The sequence below is a fragment of the Candidatus Neomarinimicrobiota bacterium genome (assembly GCA_022567655.1).
In the GTDB taxonomy this organism is placed as follows: domain Bacteria; phylum Fidelibacterota; class SORT01; order SORT01; family SORT01; genus JADFGO01.
Window position 1 is genome coordinate 1 of record JADFGO010000012.1, and the last position, 22,205, is coordinate 22,205.

General features: G+C 43.9%; 21 protein-coding genes, 1 tRNA gene and 1 other RNA gene. 16 read left to right on the top strand and 7 right to left on the bottom strand.

Annotated features, from left to right (window positions below; genetic code table 11):
* The first annotated feature begins 231 nt into the window (after positions 1–231).
* The 5 genes from IID12_02350 (at position 232) to IID12_02370 (ending at position 4,948) form a co-directional block, all read left to right on the top strand.
* The gene (locus tag IID12_02350) at positions 232–714 is read left to right on the top strand and encodes a hypothetical protein (protein MCH8287935.1); all 483 of its coding nucleotides are present in this window, start codon (positions 232–234) and stop codon (positions 712–714) included.
* Positions 715–984: 270 nt separating this feature from the next.
* Positions 985–3,165, top strand: coding sequence for a FecR domain-containing protein (locus IID12_02355; GenBank protein MCH8287936.1), 2,181 nt, complete (start codon positions 985–987; stop codon positions 3,163–3,165).
* Between the two features lie 29 nt (positions 3,166–3,194).
* Positions 3,195–3,827: a hypothetical protein gene (locus IID12_02360; protein MCH8287937.1), complete on the top strand. Its 633-nt coding sequence runs from the start codon at positions 3,195–3,197 to the stop codon at positions 3,825–3,827.
* An 82-nt stretch (positions 3,828–3,909) separates the two neighbouring features.
* Entirely contained in the window at positions 3,910–4,122 is a 213-nt protein-coding gene (locus tag IID12_02365) for a zinc ribbon domain-containing protein (protein ID MCH8287938.1), read from the top strand.
* A gap of 70 nt (positions 4,123–4,192) precedes the next feature.
* Positions 4,193–4,948 carry a UvrB/UvrC motif-containing protein gene (locus IID12_02370; GenBank protein ID MCH8287939.1) on the top strand — a complete coding sequence of 252 codons (756 nt, stop codon included), beginning with the start codon at positions 4,193–4,195 and terminating at the stop codon, positions 4,946–4,948.
* A gap of 212 nt (positions 4,949–5,160) precedes the next feature.
* On the opposite strand, the gene IID12_02375 is transcribed toward IID12_02370, so the two are convergent.
* The 3 genes from IID12_02375 to IID12_02385 form a co-directional block, all read right to left on the bottom strand.
* Complete coding sequence (locus IID12_02375) at positions 5,161–6,492, bottom strand: hypothetical protein (protein MCH8287940.1); 1,332 nt, start codon at positions 6,490–6,492, stop codon at positions 5,161–5,163.
* Positions 6,493–6,752: 260 nt separating this feature from the next.
* The gene (locus IID12_02380) at positions 6,753–7,253 is read right to left on the bottom strand and encodes a TlpA family protein disulfide reductase (GenBank protein ID MCH8287941.1); all 501 of its coding nucleotides are present in this window, start codon (positions 7,251–7,253) and stop codon (positions 6,753–6,755) included.
* Positions 7,250–8,059, bottom strand: a complete 810-nt coding sequence (locus IID12_02385; GenBank protein MCH8287942.1) for a redoxin domain-containing protein — start codon at positions 8,057–8,059, stop codon at positions 7,250–7,252. The genes IID12_02380 and IID12_02385 overlap by 4 nt, the downstream gene beginning before the upstream one ends.
* A gap of 293 nt (positions 8,060–8,352) precedes the next feature.
* On the opposite strand from IID12_02385, the gene IID12_02390 reads away from it, so the two are divergent.
* The 11 genes from IID12_02390 (at position 8,353) to IID12_02440 (ending at position 17,392) form a co-directional block, all read left to right on the top strand.
* On the top strand, positions 8,353–10,284 hold the full coding sequence (locus IID12_02390) for a DUF4910 domain-containing protein (GenBank protein ID MCH8287943.1): 1,932 nt from the start codon (positions 8,353–8,355) through the stop codon (positions 10,282–10,284).
* 49 nt (positions 10,285–10,333) lie between these two features.
* A complete protein-coding gene (amrS, locus tag IID12_02395; protein ID MCH8287944.1) occupies positions 10,334–11,368 on the top strand; it encodes an AmmeMemoRadiSam system radical SAM enzyme in 1,035 nt (344 codons plus the stop codon).
* A 139-nt stretch (positions 11,369–11,507) separates the two neighbouring features.
* Complete coding sequence (locus IID12_02400; GenBank protein ID MCH8287945.1) at positions 11,508–11,990, top strand: hypothetical protein; 483 nt, start codon at positions 11,508–11,510, stop codon at positions 11,988–11,990.
* 88 nt (positions 11,991–12,078) lie between these two features.
* Positions 12,079–12,151: transfer RNA gene (locus IID12_02405), tRNA-Ala, on the top strand.
* Between the two features lie 5 nt (positions 12,152–12,156).
* Positions 12,157–12,424: signal recognition particle sRNA large type (gene ffs / locus IID12_02410), an RNA gene on the top strand.
* A 23-nt stretch (positions 12,425–12,447) separates the two neighbouring features.
* Entirely contained in the window at positions 12,448–14,106 is a 1,659-nt protein-coding gene (dnaX, locus tag IID12_02415; GenBank protein ID MCH8287946.1) for a DNA polymerase III subunit gamma/tau, read from the top strand.
* 16 nt (positions 14,107–14,122) lie between these two features.
* Positions 14,123–14,461, top strand: a complete 339-nt coding sequence (locus IID12_02420) for a YbaB/EbfC family nucleoid-associated protein (protein ID MCH8287947.1) — start codon at positions 14,123–14,125, stop codon at positions 14,459–14,461.
* Between the two features lie 11 nt (positions 14,462–14,472).
* Positions 14,473–15,084: a recombination protein RecR gene (gene recR, locus IID12_02425; GenBank protein MCH8287948.1), complete on the top strand. Its 612-nt coding sequence runs from the start codon at positions 14,473–14,475 to the stop codon at positions 15,082–15,084.
* On the top strand, positions 15,081–15,701 hold the full coding sequence (gene pgsA / locus IID12_02430) for a CDP-diacylglycerol--glycerol-3-phosphate 3-phosphatidyltransferase (protein ID MCH8287949.1): 621 nt from the start codon (positions 15,081–15,083) through the stop codon (positions 15,699–15,701). The genes recR and pgsA overlap by 4 nt, the downstream gene beginning before the upstream one ends.
* Positions 15,702–15,704: 3 nt before the next feature.
* On the top strand, positions 15,705–16,154 hold the full coding sequence (locus tag IID12_02435; GenBank protein MCH8287950.1) for a phosphatidylglycerophosphatase A: 450 nt from the start codon (positions 15,705–15,707) through the stop codon (positions 16,152–16,154).
* Positions 16,151–17,392 carry a competence/damage-inducible protein A gene (locus IID12_02440; protein ID MCH8287951.1) on the top strand — a complete coding sequence of 414 codons (1,242 nt, stop codon included), beginning with the start codon at positions 16,151–16,153 and terminating at the stop codon, positions 17,390–17,392. Before IID12_02435 ends, IID12_02440 begins: the two co-directional genes overlap by 4 nt.
* Positions 17,393–17,416: 24 nt before the next feature.
* Here the strand turns inward: IID12_02440 and IID12_02445 are convergent, their stop codons facing one another.
* From IID12_02445 to IID12_02460, 4 genes are read right to left on the bottom strand one after another with little or no spacing between them, the layout of a single operon-like run.
* Complete coding sequence (locus IID12_02445; protein MCH8287952.1) at positions 17,417–19,132, bottom strand: T9SS type A sorting domain-containing protein; 1,716 nt, start codon at positions 19,130–19,132, stop codon at positions 17,417–17,419.
* The gene (locus IID12_02450) at positions 19,027–20,040 is read right to left on the bottom strand and encodes a hypothetical protein (protein MCH8287953.1); all 1,014 of its coding nucleotides are present in this window, start codon (positions 20,038–20,040) and stop codon (positions 19,027–19,029) included. The genes IID12_02445 and IID12_02450 overlap by 106 nt, the downstream gene beginning before the upstream one ends.
* Positions 20,030–20,896 carry a hypothetical protein gene (locus IID12_02455; protein MCH8287954.1) on the bottom strand — a complete coding sequence of 289 codons (867 nt, stop codon included), beginning with the start codon at positions 20,894–20,896 and terminating at the stop codon, positions 20,030–20,032. Before IID12_02455 ends, IID12_02450 begins: the two co-directional genes overlap by 11 nt.
* 2 nt (positions 20,897–20,898) lie before the next feature.
* Entirely contained in the window at positions 20,899–22,134 is a 1,236-nt protein-coding gene (locus tag IID12_02460) for a PEGA domain-containing protein (GenBank protein MCH8287955.1), read from the bottom strand.
* Positions 22,135–22,205 lie beyond the last annotated feature (71 nt).

Below are 22,205 nucleotides of genomic sequence, written 5' to 3' on the forward strand. Positions count from 1 at the left end.
TTCTTAACGTGAGGATGAAAGCCTCACCGAGTTTATAGAATAAACTGATTGAAACCCTCTGTGAGATCCTGAAAGCAAGGTCCCGTATCTCTTATTCTCGTTTGCATACCAAAATCAGCACTTATACAAGATATGCTCAATCAAATAAATTTTTAAACTATATTGTACAGGGTACAATTAGACTTGATAACTATATCAATCTCTGTTAGCTTTAGGTTTGGAGTTAAATGAATGAATCCGATTTATAATAAATTATTTATCTCAGCATTCCTTCCACTGAGTATGTGGATATACGGTTGCGGCGGTCATTTCTCAAGACTCAATATCGGTGGAGAAAATAACGATTCACCTCAACCTATTCTTGAAGAACAATACCACAAATCAGACTACTGGGGAGGAAAGAAGGGAATCTATGTTTCGGTTAGAAAAAAAAGTTCAACCATCGGCAGGCAAAAATACATTAGAATAAAATTGATGAATTACAGCGGTAGTTATCTGTTATTGGAATCCGAGAAGGATTCTTATTGGTTTGACAGATATGGAAAGCGTTATTCACTTTATAGAAGACCGGGAGATAGATATCCCTCCAGGATATCGGATAAGAGGCACGTTGAGTTTGACCTGCTTGGAATTGAGAGTTTCACCAACGTTGACAGTGTCGTGTTCCTGTTCAGTGAGATGGATAGTCTGAGCATTGCTGCGCGACTCAAATGATCATTAAAAATTAGGGTGTTAGTGTAGCAGGAGATCGAATTGCCGAGAACTTGGTATTAGCGGTCAGAAAGCCAATTACCAAACCGGTGAATGTTTTAACACAGGTAGAGCCAAACACAGCTGAAATAGAGAAGGATAATAGAGGTAGACCGATATACAAAGCTAACTCTCTGCTTGCCTTTAGACTGAAGTGCAATTAAGTTGTTACCCGGTAAACGCTTGGCAGGTTTACACTACTATTACTATCGATGAAAATTTTTACGGAGATTTATGATGTTCTTTCTTAAAACGATTATCCCGGCTCTTTTCCTTATATTTCTGTTAGTTAATTCCCCGTTTGCTCAGAGCGTTGACGAGTCGGCGCTCGCTCTCAAGAAAAGCGGTAAGGCATTCAGAAAACCCGCCGGATTTGAAACTTCCGATGAACAGATTCAGGTTGGAACATGGTTCTCAAATTTCGATTCGCTGAGGACTGCTGCGGCAAGTTTTCTCGCGATACTTTTTACGGACGACAAAAGCATGTTGAAGATGAAAGAAAACACGAGAATGACTATCCAGGGGAATGTATCGCCGACCCGGAGTTTGAGACAGGTAAGGATCGATCGGGGCGCCCTGCGAACCACAATAAACTATCAAGACAAAAGAGAATATGAGATCATTACGCCGGTCAGTGTCGCTTCTGTGAAAGGCACCGATTTTTGGTTGACTGTTGATCCGAACGGGACTGATACCTTTATCGGCCTGGAAGGCAGTGTGGAGATCCTGAATATCGAGAGCGGACTATCAATGCTTTTAACAGCGGGGAATACGATTATATCAACCTGGACGGGAACTATGAACATCAATCCTACCGACCCCTCTACGATTCCGTCGGACCCGGATACAGAACCTGAGGGTGAGCAGGAAGGAGAGGGTGGAGAATCGCCTGATCAAGAACCGGCTCCGTCAAGCCCGGAACAGCCGACTCCCGCACAGGAGCAGTCTGAGCAGGAATCCGAACCAACCCTGTCTCCGGAAAAGGGAGGTTCAAAACTGCCGGGCGGCATCGGACTTTCCGCAAGCGTGGGCGCTGCAGTCTTAGATGGGCAGGTTTACAACCAAATAAGCATCAGACCCGATTTTCCTATCGGTCCGTTTGGGGTTGGACTGGATTTGAATCTGTATTTTGATGCTGACGGAAATTTAAGGGAAGAAGATTGGGACGAACCTTTAGACGCTGTAGATAAAATATTTTATATTCGCTACAACCAGCCGGACGACCCGTTTTACATTCGCGCCGGAGGTTTAACGAATGTAACCATGGGACAGGGACTCATCATGGACAATTACAGCAATATGATAGAGTATCCTCAAATCCGGAGAGTAGGTCTGTTGGGTCACCGTGAATTCGGTAAGATCAAGTTTCAGGGATTGGTAGCGAATCTACGCGAATTGGGGAGTCCGGGGCTTGTCGGTACGAGAGTTACATATCCGCTTATCGGGAACTTAAGGATCGGAGGCACATTCGTATTGGATGGCGATCAATTCGCCGGATTGCCCGATAAAGACGGTGACGGTGTTCCTGACGCCGTTGATGATTTTCCCGATGACAAAAAATATGCGGTAGATTCAGATGGTGACGGGATCCCGGACGAGATAGATCCTGACCGGGATGGAGACGGCTACACTGATAACTCGCAGAGGTTTGGTGTTTTCAATAACGACCTGGATGGAGCTGTCGGCTTAAAAACTCCCCTGAGTTTTAAGGATAAAAAGGACGGAGTATCTTCATACGGAGTAGATATTGAGTATGCTCTCTTCAGCAATGATTTGATTGGTATAACGGCTTATGGTGAAGTGGCGGCAATAAAGGATTTCGGGTCAGGTTTCACCTTCCCGGGAGTTCGCGCCACCCTGGGTCCGGTATTTCTGCGAGCCGAATACCGCCAATACGGCAAAGAATTTATCGGAAACTATTTTAACCAGACGTACGATATTGAGAGGGCTCATCTCTTTGTTCAAGCCGGCGATAGTACCATAGCAAAAACTCGGGAAGAACTTCTGCTGAAATCTATTAAAGATCCGTTATCGGGAGTGTTTGGAGGAGCTTCGATAAACTTGCTGAACCTATTTACCTTATCGGCTTCATATTCAAAGATGCAAAGCAGCAATCCTGACAGCACCCCAAACTTTGAAAGTTTCTTTGCAGACATTTCGATTGACCCCGTATTTATTCCGAAGATCAACAGAGCGTCTCTCTTCTATCAACAGACGAACGTACCGAACGTATTTGATTTCATAAAAACACCGAGCATGCTGTTAGGCTATCTTATCGGGTATGAAATCGCGCCGAGCGTCACGCTCCTGATCCGGGTTCAACAGACCTACATCGACAGGAACGGAGACGGAAAAATTAGGGGAGATGACGAGACTATAAAGTTAATGTCAATCGAAACCGAGTTTACGTTCTAATCTGAAAACGTTGAATGATGAGGGAGCGCATGAATAATGTAGTGTTCATAGTTTCCTATTCTTATAATGAATTGAAGCGGTTATCAAAATCATCAGCGGTTTTACTCTTTATTATTCTGAATGTCGCCTGCAGCATTATTCCAAGAAACCTTGAGAAGTACGATGGCGACGTAAAATCGATAACTTATGTAAGTCCGATCGGCGTTGATGCCCGTCCTCCAAACGGAGTGGACATTTACATATTTCGGACTGTTATGCTCAGAAGAAAACCAATGATAGGAGGGGGAGTAGAATTTGCTCAAGTGATGTACATGCGTGACTCGCAAATTTTTGTATCGCTTTTAGCGCCCTACATTTTTTTCTCACCGCTGGGAATAATCGAACCGGATGAATTCGGACCCGACGGTAAAAGGGGAATACGAACTCGAATAATGACGTTTTTATATGCAGGTGGCAGTTTTTTATCGATACCCCGTAAGAAGACACCCGAAGATCCGTCCCGCACTATCTATGATTTCGGAGCAGGACTCAATTTCAAGAAATTAGAATTTCGCGCCGGAGGAGTATTCAAGTACAGAAAATCGACTGAAGTTCAGGATATCTTCTGGTACTGGGGTTTCACGTATAATCTATTCGGGGGGAAGTGGAAATTAGAATGGTGAAAAATATTGACAAATCTGATAGAGTAACATATGTTATATTGATGGAGAATGAAATTAGAGAATAAAATTCCGGAGAAATAAATTGCCTACATACGAATACAGTTGTCACAATTGCAACCACAATTTCGACATATTTTTTAAGACGTTCGGAAGCGTCACAGATATTACCGTCTGCCCGAAGTGCAGTTCGGAACAAACTGAGAGGAGGATGTCCGTATTTGCCTCATCTGAATCTTCCGAGGCACAGGAATTTATGGGCTGTGGTCCCGGCTGTGGATGCGCTATGGATCAATAGTTAACGTTTATTGTAAAATAAATGTTAATTATCCGCTGAAATCGGTTCCATAAAGAGCTAAAACGATTATATGGATATAAAGAACATATTAGACAAATGGCACTATGATCCGTACGGATTCTCAGTACGGCTTGTCGAAGGTACCGACGGAAAAGAAAAGATTCAGATAAGACTCGATCTCGGCTTGCTCCAATTGGAGTTGGAAGGACGCCCTGACGGGACCAAACCGCATAACAAAGAATCGCTCCTCGATTATTATCTTGAAAAGATCGAAAATGCAGACAACAAAGGCGTAGAGGAGAGCGACATGGAATTGAGCATTGAAGAATGCGAGTTGCTGCGCCATGAAGCAATACAATATTACCATCGATACATAAGTCTCTTAGAACTTGAGAAATACCATGGTGTGATAAAAGATACCGAGCATAATATTGGTATACTCGATCTTATGAGCAGCTACGCCGAGGATAAATCCGATTTTATGAGTTATGAGCAATTCCGACCGTATATAATCATGATAAATACTCTTGCGAGAGGCAGGTTAGCCTTAGAGAAGGATAAAGATGACGTGGTAATGAAGATAGTGGATAAAGGCATAGGCATGATAAACGAAGCAAGGGAGACTCTGGACTTGCAGGACTCATTATACGGTTTTAGGGAGATAAAATTTTTGGAAGAGTGGAAAACTGATATTTCATCCGATCATCCGCCGTCTGATCTTGAAAAGTTAGAGAATAAACTCGCAAGAGCTGTTCGCGGTGAGAAGTATGAATCAGCTGCGCTCCTCAGGGACGAGATTCACTTAATGAAAAAAATCAAGAAGTAGTCGTCATCCCGCATACTGAAATTTCAGCCTTTTAAATTCACTTCCGTTACAAAACAGAGTCAACGCATAGGTTCCCGGCAATCGGCAATCCTGGTTTTGATTGTCCAGATCTGATTTTGATCGGCACCTTCAATCCATTTTGAGCAGCATTCGAGAACATGATCCGGACTATCTTTTAAAATGTCGTTAAGATTATTGGCAGCGACTTTCCATTAGAATCGGCTGATGACAATTAGTTCGATGCCTTCAAAAGGCAGCACGTCATAACAGGTGCCGGCTGTGCATGCCGGACCTCCCCTGCGTTGACCGCCGAAAATTCTCACTTCATGGTTTCTACCCGGCTCAAACGAAAGGTAAAATGATGACCACCATCGTGGATTGGTTTCAGTTGTTTCCCTTGTAGACGGGTCGTCGGTCAGTAACGGGTCTGTCGTTCGTTCTGTTATCAAACCGAAGTTGAAGGTTTTCGACCTGCCTATGGAACCGGATATCAACAGATTGCTGAATTCAGTAGGTGAAAATGACCTGGAATTATCGTCCTCTTCTAAATAATATTCAAAATCCCTCGTGGCATTTTGGTATGACACGTCGATTCCGATACCAGTTCTCGAGCCAAGATCATAATTCAACACCGTTCCAATCGTGTTTTTATTCGAGATTGCTTCGAACTCATTCTTCGAGCCGGCTATATAAAGCGCGCCGTCAAGATCGTCGTTAAATTTATGCTCGATTTCAAAAAAACGTTCCGAAAAATCGGTTGGATGGATAAATAATTCATTCCGGGCAAAGCTTACGTTTGCCGTAAATGAGGTAGATGCTGAAAGATAGTAATGCCCTTCAAGCTGGTACCCTTCTTCATCTGTAGGTATTAGAACGTGGGTATCTCTGTTCAGGAGCAGATGGGAGTGTTCTTTAATCAGAGAGGGAGGATCGTTAACCCCGATGTTATAGTTCATGTAGTCTTTATACTCGGCGCTGAGACTGAATTTTTTGTAATCGAGATTCGCCGCTAAATAAAGAGCGTGAGGAATTTCATTGGAGAGCGTGAACCCTCTAATTAATAAATGTCTGTTCCTGTTACTCACTTCGCCTGTGATATGCATATAAAGGTCTTCTACCTGAATCAGATTTCGAAAAGCATCCGAATTAAGGTTCATTCTGAATGAGTATATTTCATCGTCTGAACCTGCATCGGGTTTGATGTGTAAATATGAAGCTCCGAAGTCAAGAATGGTATTCATGTGATATTCAGCGTTCAAGCCCTGTATCTTTCCAGACCTACGGTCTTTTACTGCCGGGGAGGAGGTACTTTCAACCGGGACTCCCATCATCAGGTTCAATTTGTATGAAGGGTGCAGGTACTCAATAAGAACGCCATCGATATCTCTGGACGGCGAATATCTGGTTTTAGTCCTGAAATCATCAAGAATTACGCCGGGAAGTTCAAAGGCTCTCGATACTATTCCGCTGCCAAATATATTATAGAAATTTCCCGCTCTTATTCTGAGATCATCCTGCCGGAATTCAACGTACCGCTGAGTCACAGCCCTGTAACCCTCAAGTGAATCTGTAGAGCCATAAGACTCAACTCTTACTCCGAAAAGGAGATCGCCTTCAGAATATCTGGCATTAAATTGATTATATAAGCCATATTCTTTCTCAGTGCCGATCCTCGAATTTCCAAACTGATTGTCAGCAAAGTTATAAATGCTGACTTGAGCAAGAAGCGTATTCGCAGATAGAAGAAGAGATATGATTATGCGGTATATTCTATTATGACCTTGCTATAGGGTAAGAATTCCCGCTATTCTCTGACTTTGTCGAGAATGGACTTGATCTCGTTCTCCAGCAGCAATTCATCGCCGGTAGTGTAACCTCTGTGGGATTTCAAAATCTTGCCATCGCTCCCGACCAGGAACCAAGAGGGGAGACTGTAAACTCCATAGTCGGACATCACTTCCGCAGTCTCGTCGAGAAGGATTATGAAAGATATGTCCATCGAACGGAGGAATGAGCGTATTTTACTTCGATTTCGCGGACCGTCCTCGCTGATCCCTACAATCGTTAAACCATCTTTACTATATTTGCGGTGCAATTTTTCTAAGTAGGGAAAATATTCTTTGCAGGGTTCACACCACGTAGCCCAGAAATCGATCAACACAGGTCCTCCGGATAAGAGTGTTTTAAGGTCGTACTGCTCCCCATCTAAATTTGATAGATTAAACCGATGCGCCTTATCCTGAGAATAAGCGTCCGCTCCGAGAAATATCAGTAGAACCAGAGTAAAGAATGATTTGATCATCATTTTATAAAAAGCATTTTGCGCGTGATAACGGTTCCGTCAGTCATAAGACGGTATATATAAATCCCGGTTGGAATTCCATTTGGACTCCATTCGACCTCATACTCGGAAGGAGGTTGAAAAGCGTTAACTATCGTACTTATCAATCGCCCCCGGACGTCGAATACCTGAAGCGATACGTGGCTTCTGTTTAAAATCGAATAATTTATCAGAGTAGAAGAATTAAATGGATTCGGATAGTTTTGAGATAGTTCAAAATTTAGTGGAATTTCACCCGGATTCAGTCCGGTCTTCGCAAGATATTCCTCTATTACATCCTGAATGTCGCTGAGTCTGTACCTTTCCCCCAGGCTTCCGTTACCGGCGCTTGAATAACGGAGCACTCCCTGATGATCTATGACGACATAGTTATCGTACGTCATTCCAAACAGGTCCAAAGCTGAACTTGCTTCAATAAGAAGAGGATACGTGATTCCGGAAATGTCAGCATAGGACTGAGCCTGCGCTAAAGAGCCGTCCCAGGTATCCAGCGCCAGAGCCTGAAACGGATTATCTTTATATACTTGCCATATGTTTGCTTCGGTGGAAGGCGCTTCCGCTCTGCAAAAAGGACAGCCGTAACCGATTAAGGCGATGAATACCACCTTTCCCTGATAATCGGAAAGATTGTGACCGTTTCCGGCGAGATCGTTATACTCGAAATCTGGTACCAGCTGACCTATATCGACCTGCGCCGAAATCATTTCAGAAGTGAATACAAGTCCGAACGCTGTTACAAGAGAGCAGAACTTTCTCAGCTTGATATTCAATATATAATTCCCAGTCTATCCTAATTGCGTTATTACCCCACCAAATTATCATATCAAATATATAACATGCAAATTTCGAGAAAAGTAATGCCCCACACTTTTTTAGATTCAGGTAATGATTTTTATCTCGGCATAATAGGTTTAAGTGTTGCTTCATTCGACAGATTAGTATAATTTCGTACCCGAAAGGGTCAATAATGAATCTTAGGTACGCCCTATATATCTGTCTAATCCATACAAGTTCAGTTCCAGCTTTTCAAGATTCGGGGATAATAGATAAACACTTATTCGACTTGGTCTCACACGAAGTTTCCGGAATTCTCGCGAAAGAGCATGTCAGGTATATATCGGCAAATCATCGGGTTCAGGCAACAGCGGGATATTTGAAGGCGGCAGAATACGTTAAAGGTAAACTTGAGGAGTATGGTGTAAACGACATTAAAATGCATAAGTACAAGTCAGACGGCAAAACAAGATATAACGGAATCACTTCACCGCTGTCTTGGTCGGTCAAGAGCGCCGTTCTGAAAATGGAGGAACCTTACGAACGAACAATTGCCGATTATAGCAAGGTTGCGACGAGTCTTACCACACTTTCAAACGGAGGTAAGTGGCGCGGCGAGCTGATAGACGTGGGAGAGGGAATCTCGGCTGAAGATTATGATGGTAGAGACATAAGGAATAAGATTGTAATGGCTTACGGGTATGCAGCCAAAGTACACAGGGAAGCGGTAATTAAAAGAGGAGCAATGGGTGTGGTAATTAGGCCTGCGGATGATGATAGGCCTGAATTAGTGGATGCCGTGCGGTATAACGGACTCTGGCCAACGGCGGGTGAGATCAAAAAAGTGGGATTCGGATTTCAAATATCAAGACGCAGATCGGAGAACTTATTGAATCTGATCGAGTCGGGAGAAAAAATAGTCCTGAACGCCACGGTCAGCGCAAAAATCCATCCGGGCAAGCTGGTAGTGTTAAGCGCGCTCATACCCGGTAGTTCAAACAGTTCGGAGCAGTTTGTCCTGATAAGTCATCTCGATCATTATAAGCCGGGAGCAAACGACAACGCAAGCGGTTCGGCGGCTATCCTCGAAATAGCAAGAGTCGTAAAGCAACTCGTAAAATCCGGGAAGATCAGTCAGCCGAAACGCTCAATCCGTTTTTTATGGGTGCCCGAACATTTCGGAACGATGGCGTATCTTACAAAGAATATCGATGAATTGGATGGAGCGTTTGCGGGGCTAAACCTTGATATGGTGGGCGAAGATACCAACTTGACTAATTCAAAATTAGAGGTTATAAAAACACCGGCGTCGTCTCCAACTTTTTTGAATGATCTCATAGCCGAAGTTGTAAGGGAGGTAGAGAAAAGAGCTGTCCGCTCAGCGGAAGGGTCTGATAACTTATTTAATTACACCGTACTGGCCAATAAACTGGGGAGTGATCATGACATGCTGAATGATCCTCTTATTGGAATCCCGACCGTGGCGCTCGGATATTGGTCTGACATTTATCATCATACAAACGAGGATTCTCTTGATAAAATAGATCCGACAACAATGAAGCGGAGTATTATCATAGGGGCATATACCGCTTTGTGGCTTGCAAAGGCCGGGAATAAAGAAGCTGACAAGCTTGCGCTGCTCGTTTTTGCCAGAGCGCGTGAGCGTATAATAGAGACAGGACTCGAAGTTTCGTATTCATCGGACGAAAATTCAGAAATCGAATCGCTTAGGCACGCATTGAGCAAAATAGATCTTCAGACAGGTGTCGATGTAAAAGCAATAAACTCGATTAAGGGTTTGAGATCAACTGATGTAGCTGTGGAAGAGATGTACACGGTCGCCATAGAAGAGCTCGGGGAGTCGGAGAAGAAAATATTCCTTGGCAGGCTCGGGATGACTTCGATCGAGGCACCGGATTTAGAAACGGGCAAGGCAGCGAGGATTCCCGAAAGAAAATTTATCGGTCCCGTATATGATTCGTATGCCGACATTTGGTTTGAAAATAAATTAGGCAACAATTATGAATGGTATAGGAATAACAGCACAAAACATTTTGATCTGATAAGATACGAGATTGTAAATCACATGAACGGCGCACGAAATATCTCACAAATACACAGGATTGTGAATGCAGAGTACGGTCCGTTCGATTTAGGCGTCACCGAACGGATAATAGATGATCTGGCGAAGTTAAAATTAGTAAAATGGGTTAAGATATAGTGACTTATATTAGATTAGTATATAAAGTACATTATTAAAGTATATTAGTATGAGTCTAAACACTAGACACTTAGGGAATTGGCAAACGCCTGTTGAAGGCGACAGAGTAAAATGCACGCTCTGCCCGAGGTATTGCAAAATTCCGGAAGGAAAATCAGGATTTTGCTATATCAGGAAAAATTACGATGGTAAAATATATAACATCGCCTACGGGAGACCGACCGGATTTGCTGTCGACCCGATAGAAAAAAAGCCGTTGTTTCACTTTTTGCCGGGCACAGGGGTTCTGAGTTTCGGAACGGCGGGATGTAACCTTGGTTGTAAATTCTGTCAAAATTGGCACATATCGAAGGTAAAGATCGATGACGCAAATAGCCTTGAAGCTTCTCCCGAAGACGTGATCGCAATTGCAAAGAAAAACGGGTGTCCATCTATCGCATTTACATATAACGATCCGACCATCTGGGCGGAATACGCAATGGACATTTCAAAATTAGCGAAAGAGGAAGGGATAAAAAGCGTCTGGGTTACGGCAGGTTACATAACTCCTGAAGCAAGGGTGGACGCATATGCTGACGTGGATGCCGCAAACGTAGACCTAAAGGCTTTTTCGCAGGAATTTTACGGTAAGATAACTCTATCAAAACTTGAACCTGTGCTGGATACTCTTAAATGGCTGAAAAACGAAACAGATGTTTGGATTGAGATCACCAACTTGATAATCCCTACTTTAAACGACTCGTCAGATGAATTCAGGAAAATGGTTGACTGGATTCTTTTAAACCTCGGAGACGAAACTCCTCTTCATTTCACGGCATTTCACCCGGATTTCAAACTTATGGATCTGCCGCGAACAGACCCAAACGTATTAAATGAGGCGAGGGAGATAGCATTAGACGCCGGTTTAAAATATTGTTACGTTGGGAACGTATCAGACATAAAAGCTTCAACTACTTATTGTCCGGAGTGCAGGGCAGAGTTGATCAAAAGGGACTGGCACAGCGTTTTGCAAAACAATATCTTGAATGGAGCATGCCCGGAGTGCGGGACTACTGTGCCGGGGGTATTCAATTCGGACAATTAAACTCCGAATTCTTCTTGACAGGTTGCACTTCCATGACTAACTTCCGTTCATAACAGTTATGACAAGCGTTAATCTGAAATCAAAGGACACATATTCTACATCTAAGCTCCTTCACATCATGGGAGGATTAGAACTTAGAATGCAGCAATTTTATCTCCAGTTATCCCATAGGTTCACAAAGCCTGAAGGGATAAGGATTTTCTGGGATTCACTCGCTCAGCAGGAATCGGTTCACGCGACGATAATCCACACGCTGTCGAACATGTACCGTAATAATCCAAATATGTTTAATGAAATGGTTGAGATGGATTATCTGACTATCGCAAAAGTTGAAGAATTTATTAAGACGTCCGAGGACAAATTATCGAATGAGAACTTCGATCTAAATTCAGCGCTTCAGGAAGCCTACGACTTAGAGACCCTCGAGATTAACGAAATATACGACAGGATAATAGAGAGTCCGAAAGCGCCGTTCAGGGCGGTTATTGACCATTTAGTAGAGTCTGAGGAAGCGCATCTCAACGCATTGATAGAAGCCATTTTAAAGTATTCGACCGATGCCGGTCTTAAAGAGAAGGCTGTAATACTAAGATCTTCTCTCACGACGCAGACGGCAGCATAACAACCAGACCTCAATAATAAACCAAACTTTAACGCCACACCGGTGTTGACATATTCGACAGAAGGATGTAACTTCCATCCGATAAAATGGGGCCGTAGCTCAGCTGGGAGAGCGCTGCGTTCGCAATGCAGAGGTCGAGGGTTCGATCCCCTTCGGCTCCACAAGGCTGTGCGCGATGGGGAGGTAGCGGTGCCCTGTGACCGGCAATCCGCTGTAGCCGGATCGATGCCATGATCGAGGGCAGACTGATTTTGTATCTCCTTGTCGACACGGGTGTTGATGCATTTAGCCCTGCGCAATGGGAAGTTACTGAACCCCGTCAGAACCGGAAGGTAGCAGCGGTAAGTTTACGACTTGTGTGCCGCAGACAGCTTGTGCGGAGCCTGTAACGTCAAGGCAGCTGTAGATGATGCTGCTCGGAATCTGGTGCACAGCCGTTTTTTAAAGGAACGTTAAGTTGTCATACTTAGTATTATCGAGAAAATACAGACCGCAAAAATTTGACGACGTCATCGGTCAAAAACACGTCACTCAGACGCTTCAGAATGCGCTGAAATCAGAGAGATTGTCACACGCATATATTCTTTCCGGACCGAGAGGCGTAGGAAAAACCACGACGGCCAGAATACTCGCAAAATCTTTGAACTGCACGGAAGGCGAAATTGCGGAACCATGCGGAACCTGTGAAATTTGCAAAGAAATTACAGAGGGCCGCAGCCTTGATGTTTTGGAGATAGACGGTGCTACCTACAGGGGTATAGACAAAATCCGGGATGATCTTCAGGATTATCTCCGTCATCCACCGATGAAATCCGAGTATAAGGTCGTAATCATCGATGAAGTGCATATGCTGACGAAAGAAGCGTTTAACGCCCTTCTTAAAACGCTCGAAGAACCTCCTCCGAACGTTGTGTTCATATTTGCGACCACGCAGCCGAATAAAGTGCCGCCGACTATCTTGTCGAGATGTCAGAGATTTGATTTCAAACGAATCCCGAGTGCGGACATAATCGAGGCTCTTAAAGAAATATCCGCTAAAGAATCAATCAAAATTGATGAAAACTCCTTAATCCTGATTTCGAGAAAAGCAGATGGAGGCATGAGAGATGCCTTGAGTCTGCTCGATCAGGTGATATCGTTTTCGAACGGCGACATCGAATATAATTCCATAGTGTCGATGCTTGGTGTGGTGAAAGAGGAAGTGTTTTTCTCGATAACGGATTTGGCAACGACGGGAAATTCCGAAGCCGCAATGAATCTTGTTGAAGATCTGATGTCGCAGGGTCATGATCCACAAACTCTCGTCATGGGCCTGCTTGAGCATTTACGGTCATTATTAATCGTACATACTTCTCAATCGGCTGATTTATTAGAATCTACAAAATCGATCAAGGAGCTATATCTCACAAAAAAAGATGATCTGACGACATCGGAGATTCAAAGAACGTTAAAGATGGCACAGGATACGCTGTCGGAATTTTCAAAGAGCGTTATGCCGAGAATGTTATTTGAAATGTTGATGATAAATATCTGTAACATGGATAAAAGCATTGAAATCGAATCTATCTTAAACGAATTGGGATATTCAACTGAACAAAAAGATGATGCGCCAAAGGATGCGGATAGTAAAAATTCTGAATCGCTCAAATCGAAGGAATCGAATGAAGTGACGAGTGATACTTCACCTGCAGCTGACCCGGTAAAGAGGGAGAACAAAAACGAATCAAGGAATGAGAATACGAATATAAATGAATTTATGGACGTATGGAGATCGATCGTGGCGGAGGTTTCCGATTCGAGAGGCACGCTCGGGAACGTATTGAAAAAAGCGATCCCGACAGCGATTAACGGTAATTATCTCGAACTCTCGTTCGATCAAAGCGATGAATATGCAAAAGATTCGGTTGAACACAACTCAGGATATATTAGAGATGTCATGAAAAAGATCACAGACCGGGATTTGATTATCAAAACGGCGTTAGGGGAATTCAAAGAGAGCAAAATCGAGGATATCGATCCCGGCGAGAGTGAAATTGTCAGCACCGATGAGGAGATTTCAAAGAATCCTACAGTAGAAAAGATTATTGACTTATTTGGTGGTAAATTAACACTTTAAAAGGGGAGGAAGAAGATTGAAATTTGATATGAATAACATCTTGAAGCAAGCCCAAAAGGTACAGAGTCAGATCGAGAGCGTGCAAAAAGAACTTGAAAACTTAGAAGTAGAGGGCAGCGCCGGAGGTGGCATGGTAGTGGCTACCGTAAACGGAAAGCAAGAATTACTCTCGATTAAAATTGAGCCTCAGGTAATTACCGAAGACGTTGAGATGCTCGAAGATCTGGTTTTAGCGGCGACCAACCAGGCGCTGACACGATCACAGGAAGCGGCAGCGGAGCATATGCAGCAGGCGACGGGTGGGTTGCTGGGTAGCTTACCCGGAGGAATGAAATTGCCTTTTTCAGGGATGTGACAAGTTATCAGATGGCTCATTTATCTCCACTCTTAGAAATACTCATATCGGAACTTTCCCGGCTTCCCGGTATCGGAAGGAAATCGGCGCAAAGGCTTGCTTATTACTTTTTAAAACAAAGTAAATCGAGAGTGGAGAAGCTTGCTGAGGTTCTTTTAGAAGTTAAGGACAAAGTAGGTGAGTGCGAAATATGTTTTAACTTTACCGAAATTTCACCCTGCTCTATTTGTCAGAGTGAACGTCGTGATAGGACCGTGTTATGCGTGGTGGAAGAGCCGAGTGATCTGTATGCTATCGATGGGAGTGGAGAGTACAATGGATTGTTTCATGTACTCGGAGGCGTCATATCTCCTATGGACGGCATAGGACCGGAAGACCTGCACATAAAGGAATTGTACAAACGATTAAAGAATGTCAAAGAGGTTATCATCGCTACAAATCCGAGTATTGAAGGTGAGACAACTACATTATATCTGCAGAAAGAGCTGAAGAAAAGCAAGGTAAAAATAACCCGCATTGCACGCGGAATTCCTATGGGGAGCGCTTTAGAGCATACAGATCAGGTGACGCTTATCCGCGCATTAGAGGGAAGAGTAGAGTTGAAGGAAGAAGTTAGCGAATGATATTACCTAATCAGCTGACCGTGCTGAGGATCGCCCTGACGCCGGCTTTTATCGTATTTTTATTATTCGGGAGCGGTTCCTATAACCTGATTATCGCAACCGGTATTTTCGCTATCGCCGCTTTAACCGATCTATACGACGGGATGATAGCGAGAAAATACGGCACGGTTTCAAGGTGGGGAGCTTTCGTCGACCCTCTCGCAGATAAGATATTGCTCAGCACGGCTTTTTTCGGTCTCGTAATGCTGGGCTACCTGAAGTTATGGATGGTTCTCGCCGTGATATTTAGAGACGCCGTAATCACCGGTGTGAGGGCATATGGTCTAAGGAAGAATAAACATATCAAGACAGAAAAGTTCGCCAAGTGGAAGACTACATTTCAGATATCGCTCATATCTTTGATTTTGATTTATGAAAACCTAATACATAATCCATTCGGAAAGAGCCTCAAAATTGAATATCAAAATATCGTTGATCAAAGCGGTATATTCTATGCGGCTATGTTATTCATAGTCTTCATCACGATGTATTCGGGAATTTCCTACCTGATAGGTAACCGGAGATTCGTGAAGCAGATGGCGGTACGGATTTACAGGACAATCCTGAACTCTCAATAATTCATGAAATCCGTTCACTACCTCATTGCCACGGGATTTGGGGTCGGCAATATTCCTCCCATGCCCGGAACTTACGGCAGTCTTCTCGGTGCTGCGATATTTCTTATCGTGCCGGTCTACCAAATTGAAATTAAGATTGCCGCGATTCTCGGTTTAATTTTATTAGGCGCTTACACCGCATCAAAAATAGAGATGGAAACAGGGGTTCCTGACAATAATATTATCGTAATTGACGAAATTGCGGGTATGTGGGTAACTCTCCTTTTTATACCAATGCAAGTGTGGTGGATCATCGCTGCGATAGTGCTTTTCCGTATTTTTGACATTGTTAAGCCTTATCCGATAAAAAAAATCGAACGGCTGAAGGGGGGGTACGGAGTTATGTTAGACGACGCTGCTGCAGGAGTCTATGCCGGGGCAGTTTTATGGGGAACGGGAAGATTACTCGCATGAACGCGGTTTTGATAATTATAGGCGATGAGATACTGATAGGTCAAGTCAGAGATACAAATTCAGGTTATATCGCTGATGCTCTCGTCAGAGTGGGAATCCGATTAGAAAAGATTACAACCGTCGGCGATGAAATCGACGCTATCGTGGAGGCTTTAAGTGATTTTTCAGGTAAAAATGATCACGTAATAATCACCGGGGGTTTGGGTCCCACAAAAGATGACGTTACGAAAAGCGCATTTTTAAAATACTTCGGGGGTGAGCTCGTTCTTCATCAGGATTTGTTGCAGAATCTAAAAAATCGGTTTGCTGAAAGAGGTTGGGAATTTTACGATTCGAATATCGGACAGGCGGAATATCCCGACAGTTGCTCCATTATCCCGAACGAACTTGGTTCAGCGCAGGGGATGCATTTTCAAAAGGAGGGCTCGGAGTTCTACTCACTACCGGGAGTGCCGCATGAGATGCACAGAATCCTCGATGAATGGGTCATCCCGCATATAAGGAATCAAAATAAGGGACGAGTTATCAGGTATAAAACTATCGGCACTGTCGGGATAGGGGAGACGGGGATATCGGAAATCGTGGAATCTTACAGGGAGAAATTCGACAATGTCTCAATAGCCTATCTTCCGGGCTACGACGGAGTCAGGATCAGGTTAACCGCAGAAGGTACGGATGAAGTTGAGGTAGATGAAAGATTGGCTGAATCCTTAAGAATGCTGAATAAAGAATTATCCCGGTACACCTATTCTACGGATGGTGATAGTCTTCCGGAGGTGATAGCAAAAGAGATGATCGGAAACAAGTTGACACTATCCGTCGCCGAATCATGTACCGGTGGTATGATTCAGGACATTATTACGCTGGTACCCGGAGCATCAAAGTATTTTCTGGGCGGGATAGTTTCGTACAGCAATGATGTTAAGATAAATCAATTAGCGGTTAAAAGGGAGACGTTAGAGAAAGAAGGGGCGGTTAGTCCGGAGACAGCAGTCGAGATGGCTCGAGGGGTAAGGGAAAAACTTAAGAGCAGTATAGGTCTGTCGATTACCGGGGTAGCGGGTCCCGGAGGCGGAACGGAAACTAAACCCGTCGGACTTGTCTATATCGGATATTCAGACTCGACGGTAAACGACTCGGTCAAATATCAGTTTGGCGATACGCGGGAGATCAATAAGAAAAGAAGTGCGGGGGCGGCTTTAGGATTTTTATGGAATAGGCTCAAAAAAAGAGATTAGTCATTTCGTGCAACAGCAGCAACTTTACCTGAGCAGTATCATTTTTTTTACGGAATAGAAGTTTCCAGCTCTCAAAGAATAAAAGTATATACCCGATGACACTCTTTCGCCGGAATTGGAATCGGCATTCCAGGTAATATTTTGTCTTCCGGCTTTCCTTTCCTCGTTTATCAAGAGTCTCACCTCCTCACCCAAGAGATTATAAACGACAAGCTTGACATGTCTTTGTTCGGGAAGATCGAAGGAAATCAGAGTTGAGGGATTGAACGGGTTGGGATAATTATTATGTAAAAGAAAATCTTCCGGCAGGGGAAGAGAAATTTCCAAAGGATAACTGAACATCCCCTTCTCAACTTCCCTCCCGGATTCATCCCTGAGATCATACGCCAATCCGATAGAACCGTTATACTCTCCGGATATCGAGTTCAGAGTGATTTTCACAATCTTATCACGCCAATCACTGAGCGGCAATCCATCAAGCGGGGCAATTATTATATCGGATATTCCCGCTTCGTTTCGTTTTAGAAACAGATTGCTACGGTTTTCGGAGTATTCCGATGTTAGAGAGACGTCAGACACAAACAACCCATTTTCATCATATGAGAGCAAAAATCGCGCTGACCACACGTTAATAAGATCGGGAATTGAAATAAATAACGAAACGGTGGAATTATCGTTATTCACATTTTCTATCAGAACAGGATTCTCATCTTTTTCATTAAACGATAGATAGGTCTCTTTGAGCAGGGTCGGATTTTCGTTTTCGTACGACCAGTTAAACATCAGGACGAATATCATCAGGTCCTCAAAGTCGATCACTCCGTCTTTTTGCACGATTAGCTCAGGGGGTTCAGTTCCGGGAACAATCGGACCGGTTTCGCGGATTGTATCCTGTCTTATCCATGTATCCTGAAATCCTGCTACGTCATCAAAGTTGATCAAAGAGTCGCCCGAGAAATCCCCGACGAAGTTATTGACGACAAAATCATTAGTTTCCACAATATTGCTCAAGTCGTTATCAACCGATGCAATCCTAAGTCTGGTCTCCGCCCCGAGAAGAAATCCCAAATCAATAACAGAATCCCAGATAATGACAGGGTCGTAGTTGGCTCGAGTAATTCCGGATGACTCTCCGAAGGCTGTTCCCTGTTTCCACGTCGAGCCGCCGTTCCTGCTGAATTGAATCCAAATTGAGAGGGTATCGCTCTCCACGTCATCTACTTCAAGTGGAATATCCACCTTTCCCGTTATGGTATCGGGAATAGACGAAACCGAAAGAAGCTGAGGGCGTTCATTATTATCCACGTGTATCCCGGGAATTTCAAACCAGTCACCTGAATTTTCATCGGTTCCCCTGATCCTTAGCCCTGCATTAAATCGATCTTCGTGAGATAGCTGACCTAAAGAGTCAGTTCTCCATATTAACGTGCCGGTGTATCTGTCAGGCAATAATTCGCTTAGGCTACCGCTAATATCCGCTGTCAGCCATGGAAAAGATGTACCCCTGCGGAACTCCACTTCAAGAAATACTATATCAGATTCTTCGTCGATTATACGGTAATCGAAAGAAAAATCACCACTTATTTCCGAAGGTATAGAAGTCGTAATAACTGTTTTGGGCGCTCCGATGTTATCTATCTGAAGCGTGACGGATGCGGAAGAGCCGATATCGTTGTCAGATGGGGTAAGGCGGATAAGGCTTCGCCGACCAGTTCGGGTAGGTCGTTCAAGGAGTGCCATAGTATGCTGCCCGAACTTGCCGTAATTCCGGAAGTATCCCCTGTAATATCAGCGGGATTCCAGGAGGAACCGTTGTCATCGGAATACTCGACCCTAATTCCAATGAGGTCGTTCTCATCGTCAAAGAGGTTGAAATTAATTTGTGCATCGCCTCTGAATTCGGCCAAAGGTCCAAACGCGAAAATGGAAGGAGGGTTGTTGTTATCCAGATGAAACGCCCCGGTTGCGGAACTGCCGCCTTCATCGTTATCACTTACGGTTATCCTGAACAATACTCCGGTGTTATCGATTCCCGGCAGATCATTACCGGACGACCAGGTGAACGATCCGGAGTAATTTGCTGCACTGATCCCGGGTACAGACAGAGCCCCCTGCCAGACTCCGCTCACGTTATATTCGCCGATCAGGCTCAGGATATCTCCTTCAGGATCAGATAAAGTGTAAGTGAACTCGACGTCACGTGTGAGCTCGCCCGATGGAGTCTCAATGGCGGCGGACGGGAGCAGATTATTGTCAAGGTGGAATGAATTGCTTTCACCCGGTGCGCCGGTGCCGTTGTCGTTTGAAGGGGTAATACGAATCTTAGCATTAAAAGCATCGACCCCCTCAGCATTGGTTGACGAATTCCAGATAATGCTCCCCGAATAGGAAGCAGGGAGTATATCCGTCAGATTTCCTGTAGTCGCAGTCGGAAGCCAGCCGTTTCCCACATCGAATTCAACGAGCAGGCTAACTGCCAGACTATCAACGTCGGTGATCAAATAGTCGAATGATATATCTCCCGACATTTCGCCCGCTCTGACCAGAGTTACTGTTATCGAAGGAGTCAACTGGGCAGCTGTGATAACGGGTGCGAACGCTATTATGAGAGCGATAACAGGGGATATCGGTCTAAAATTACTCAGCAATGATAATTCCGTCTACTCTATTGACAATCGTGATATCGCTGTTATCAAAGAATCTGTACTTTGATTCCGAAGAGAAACTAATTCGTGATGTTCCCGGCAGGAGCGGTACCAGAGTCAGCACCGCCAACTTTCCAGTTCCGTCGACGAAATACGGCGGAGCGCCTGCAACAGCCATGTTGAGAGTTATCGTTCCTGAGGCATCCGGGAGAATCGGATCCATGAACAGCGCTGTTCCGCCGTTTTTGAGCAGTATATTATTTTCATCGGCAGGAGCTCTGGCGCTTTCGATCTTGAGGGAATCGGGTGAATATTCCAAAACGATCTTAGCTCCCGTTAAGCTGTCCACCTCCTCCGCATATATCTCCATGATGAAGGGTTCTCCTACTCTGGCGACGTCGAATTTTCTCGGGTGAAATCTGAGGGAGATGCCGTCAATATTATCAACTCTGAACTCATAGCGGGTAGGGGGAAATTCTACTTCTCCATTCGGGTAGTGCGTTCTGACTTCAAAGACATTGAGCGTATCGGTAAGGAAAGTGAATTTTACTGAATCGATTGCTGCGGAATCAGTGAATGTTCCGTTGTTGAGCCTGTATGACCATTTGATGTTTACGTATTCCGAGGTGTCTATTCCCGCAACGTCGGGAGAACCGGTTCGAGTGGATCGCCACTTGAAAACAGCAGTGTGTTTTTTTATATAAGAATTCGGTACTTCGGTAAGAATTGTTTCCGGTTTCTTGTAATCCGACGATTTATTATCCCATACGTTCGCATAATCGGTCGATTCAGGTTCGTCACCGAACAATGAACATGAAACAAACAACAGTGAGAATATCGGTAAATATTTGGCGCTCATATTTAGAAATTTGCTTCCATTGATATAATTAAAGCATTTTCGGTCACAGAATAACTCAAAGCGGGGAATCTAGCTTTTTCCGATTCCCAGGGGTCTCTGATAGCAGGAGGGAAACTCATATACGCATCCATTACATTGAAAATCCATAATACTGTTGAAATAGCTACAGCTGTAAATCCTATCAGCCTTTTTTGATTAGCTTCATCGAGTGCATTGTCCATTTCTGACCGTGTTATCTTAATCTGCTGATTTAGATTTAGCGAATCAATATATTTCATCCTCTTAACGTCATAATTATCGAGCGCTTTGGAATATTCGCGATCTGCAGAAACACTCCAGGCGATCACAGACGAAACTATGATTGGGAACGCGAGAGCTCTTTTCCAATGCTCGGAATAACTCTGTCCCCATCCGGGTATCACGAACGAATAAAATGCGGCAAGAGCCGGAGATTTTCGTTTCAAAACTATTTCAATGTGGTTTGGATTGTAACTACCTATCTCGGTCAGTACTTCCTCGCTATAGTATCCTATATGGTGCGCTTTGACATTATAGCTCCCCCAAAATACCATTGTGTCTTTATATGGAATCACGCCGACAGGCAGGTTGTTGATAGTCAAATCTGCGCCGTAAGGAAGGCCCGAAACGTATAGTTTTCCGAGTTTAAACCTGAAGTTAGATTCGACGGTTACTGCTGGTGTTTCGCGGGTTATGCTGATTATCTCAACCTGTTCTTTAAATTCGATCGTATTCACCGTTTTTACTGTATATTCTCCAAATGCAATATCGGACGTCGTGTATGGAGTCTTTCCAACGAGTATGCCGTCTATATAAACAATAGCGCTGTCAACATCGCTTTTCACAGTTAAAGATCTCGGGACGTCAGACTTCGGCGAAGCCAATAAATCGTTAATAATAGAAGGAATGTCGGTCTGTATAATATGAACGATATTATCTGTGAGTTTTTTTGAGATAGAATTCATCGCTCTGTTCTGGACACTGCCGACGAGAATTAATTTCAAATGATAGCCGCCCGGAACTAACTTTATTTCACCTCCGATAGTAAAATCTACACCTGTATTTTTTCCGAACGCCGCTAAACAATTCACATCCATGCATGGGGTGTCAAACCGTATATTCTGGCTTCGGAGAATCTCTCTTGTTTGGTCATTGCTCAGCAATAAATAGTTCCCGTTCTTTTTTAAAGTAGTTTGAATTTTATTTGATATATCATTCATAATGCGATTATTTAAACCTTCAGACTGAAGAGGATATACCGCTAACCGCTGCGAAGGGAGACGTACGGGCG